Source organism: Paenibacillus sp. 01T424, from assembly GCF_056398745.1.
On the sequence record NZ_JBFTPZ010000134.1, the window covers coordinates 1 to 369 of the forward strand.

The 369-nt window shown below is 45.3% G+C and carries 1 rRNA gene; it reads right to left on the minus strand.

Features of this window, described 5'->3' with window-relative positions:
- Window positions 1–369 (minus strand): 23S ribosomal RNA (locus tag AC1DPK_RS34340); the annotation flags it as partial.

Consider the following 369-nt stretch of genomic DNA (forward strand, 5'->3'; position numbering starts at 1 on the left):
GTCTTTCAGGAGTATTTAGCCTTGGAGGATGGTCCCCCCATATTCAGACAGGATTTCACGTGTCCCGCCATACTCATTTATCATCTATGTATACCTTTCGAATACCGGGCTATCACCGTCTATGGCTGTTCTTTCCAGAACATTCTTCTAAATATATAAAGACTTTTGGGCTAATCCGCGTTCGCTCGCCACTACTTACGGAATCTCTTCGATTTCTTTTCCTCCGGGTACTTAGATGTTTCAGTTCTCCGGGTTTGCTCTTTAAATAAATTTAAAGTGACATGTCTTCAACATGCCGGGTTGCCCCATTCGGACATCTCGGGATCAATTCGTGTGTGCCAATCCCCCGAGCTTTTCGCAGCTTACCAC